This is a genomic window from Tardiphaga sp. (assembly GCF_028290785.1).
In the GTDB taxonomy this organism is placed as follows: Bacteria; Pseudomonadota; Alphaproteobacteria; order Rhizobiales; family Xanthobacteraceae; genus Tardiphaga.
The window spans coordinates 1-2,502 of record NZ_JAQGJD010000103.1; the positions used below are offsets into that span (position 1 = coordinate 1).

2 protein-coding genes are annotated in these 2,502 nt (G+C 65.9%); both read left to right on the forward strand.

Annotated elements, in window-relative coordinates:
• On the forward strand, nucleotides 1-687 hold a 687-nt coding region (locus JWR89_RS05570; protein ID WP_299712795.1), incomplete at its 5' end, for an amino acid--tRNA ligase-related protein.
• 50 nt (nucleotides 688-737) lie between these two features.
• Nucleotides 738-2,502 (forward strand): NADP-dependent malic enzyme (locus JWR89_RS05575; protein WP_299712798.1); only part of this gene is annotated, 1,765 nt, incomplete at its 3' end.

The window sequence follows — 2,502 nt, forward strand, 5'->3', positions numbered from 1 at the left end:
AACGAAGGCGCGGGTCCGCTGGCCAACAACATCGGCCCGGAACGCACCGAGGCGATCCGCGTGGCGCTGGGCATGAAGGCCGGCGATGCCGCGTTCTTCGTCGCCGGTGATCCCGCAAAATTCTACAAGTTCGCCGGCCTCGCGCGCACGCGCCTGGGTGAAGAGCTGAACCTGATCGACAAGGAGCGCTTTGCGCTGGCCTGGATCGTCGATTTCCCGATGTACGAATACGACGAGGACGAGAAGAAGGTCGAGTTCTCGCACAACCCGTTCTCGATGCCGCAGGGCGGCCTGGAGGCCTTGCTGACCAAGGATCCGCTGACCATCAACGCGTTCCAGTACGACATCACCTGCAACGGCTTCGAGATCGCCTCCGGCGGCATCCGCAACCACAAGCCCGACGCGATGGTGAAGGCGTTCGAGATCGCCGGCTACGGCGAGGACACCGTGATCGAGCGCTTCGGCGGCATGTACCGCGCCTTCCAGTATGGCGCGCCGCCGCATGGCGGCATGGCGGCCGGCGTCGATCGCATTGTCATGCTGCTGTGCGGCACCAGCAACCTGCGCGAGATCTCGCTGTTTCCGATGAACCAGCGCGCCGAAGATCTGCTGATGGGCGCGCCGTCCGAAGCTACCCCGAAGCAGTTGCGCGAGGCGCACATCCGGCTCAATCTGCCGGAAGCCTGATCGACTGATCCAGTAAACCACCTTTGAGTTCGGAAGCGCGGGAAGTACGCATGTCATCATATTCAGACGATCTCAGCTCCGCGGCGCTGGCCTATCATCGTCTTCCGCGGCCGGGCAAACTCGAGATCCAGGCGATCAAGCCGCTCGCCAACCAGCGTGACCTCGCTCTGGCCTATTCGCCGGGCGTCGCCGCGGCCTGTCTGGCGATCGCCGCCGACCCCGCCGAGGCGGCGTCGCTGACCATCCGCGCCAACCTGGTGGCGGTGGTCTCCAACGGCACCGCGGTGCTCGGCCTCGGCAACATCGGCCCGCTGGCTTCCAAGCCGGTGATGGAAGGCAAGGCGGTGCTGTTCAAGAAGTTCGCCGGCATCGACGTGTTCGATATCGAGATTGCCGCCGACACCATCGAGCGCGTGGTCGAGACGGTCGCGGCGCTGGAGCCGACCTTCGGCGGCATCAACCTCGAGGACATCAAGGGTCCGGAGTGTTTCGAGATTGAGGCGCAGCTCAAGGCGCGCATGAAGATCCCGGTGTTTCACGACGACCAGCACGGCACCGCGATCATCGTTGGCGCCGCCATCACCAATGCGCTGCTGCTCAACGGCAAGCAGCTCAAGGACTGCAAGATCGTCTGCTCCGGGGCCGGCGCGGCGGCGATCGCCTGTCTCAATTTGCTGGTGCATCTCGGCGCCCAGCTCAAGAACATCTGGGTCTGCGATATCGACGGCGTCGTGCACGAAGGCCGCAACACGCTGATGGACCGCTGGAAGGCGGTCTATGCGCAGAAGACCGACGCGCGCACGCTAGGCGACGTCATCCCCGGCGCCGATATCTTCCTCGGGGTCTCCGCGCCGAACGTGCTGAAGCCCGAGATGGTCAAGAAGATGGCCGACAAGCCGCTGGTGATGGCGCTGGCCAATCCCAATCCCGAGATCATGCCCGACGAAGCCCGCAAGGCGCGGCCGGATGCGATGATCTGCACGGGACGTTCGGACTTTCCGAACCAGGTCAACAATGTGCTGTGCTTCCCGTTCATCTTCCGCGGCGCGCTCGATGTCGGCGCGACCGCGATCAACGAGGCGATGAAGATCGCCGCGGTGGACGCCATCGCCCAGCTCGCGCGCGACCCGCCGTCGGATGCGGTGGCGCCGGGCTTCGACAACGAGGCCCAGGGTTTCGGTCCGGGATCGCTGATCCCGAGCCCGTTCGATCCGCGGCTGATCCTGCGCATCGCGCCGGCGGTGGCCAAGGCGGCGATGGATTCCGGCGTGGCGACGCGTCCGATCGCCAATTTCGACGACTATCTCGCCGGCCTGGAGCGCTTCGCGTTCCGCTCCGGCCTGGTGATGAAGCCGGTGTTCGCGAAGGCCAAGAGCCAGCCGGTGCGCGTGATCTACGCCGAAGGCGAAGACGAGCGCGTGCTGCGCGCCACGCAGGTGGTGCTCGAAGAGAAGCTGGCGCGCCCGATCCTGGTCGGACGGCCGTCCGTGGTGGAAGCGCGCATCAAGCGCTTCGGTCTGGCGATCCGCGCCGGCACCGATTTCGACCTCATCAATCCCGAAGACGATCCGCGCTACCGCTCCTACGTGCAGTCCTACATCGACGTCGCCGGACGCCACGGCGTGACGCCGGACGCGGCGCGCACGGTGGTGCGCACCAACGCCACGGTGATCGCCGCACTCTCGGTGGTGCGCGGCGAGGCCGATGCCATGATCTGCGGCGTCGAAGGCCGCTACATGAGCCATCTGCGCCACGTCCGCGAGATCATCGGCTTCCTGCCGGGGGTCAGCGACTTCGCCGCACTGGCGCTGATGA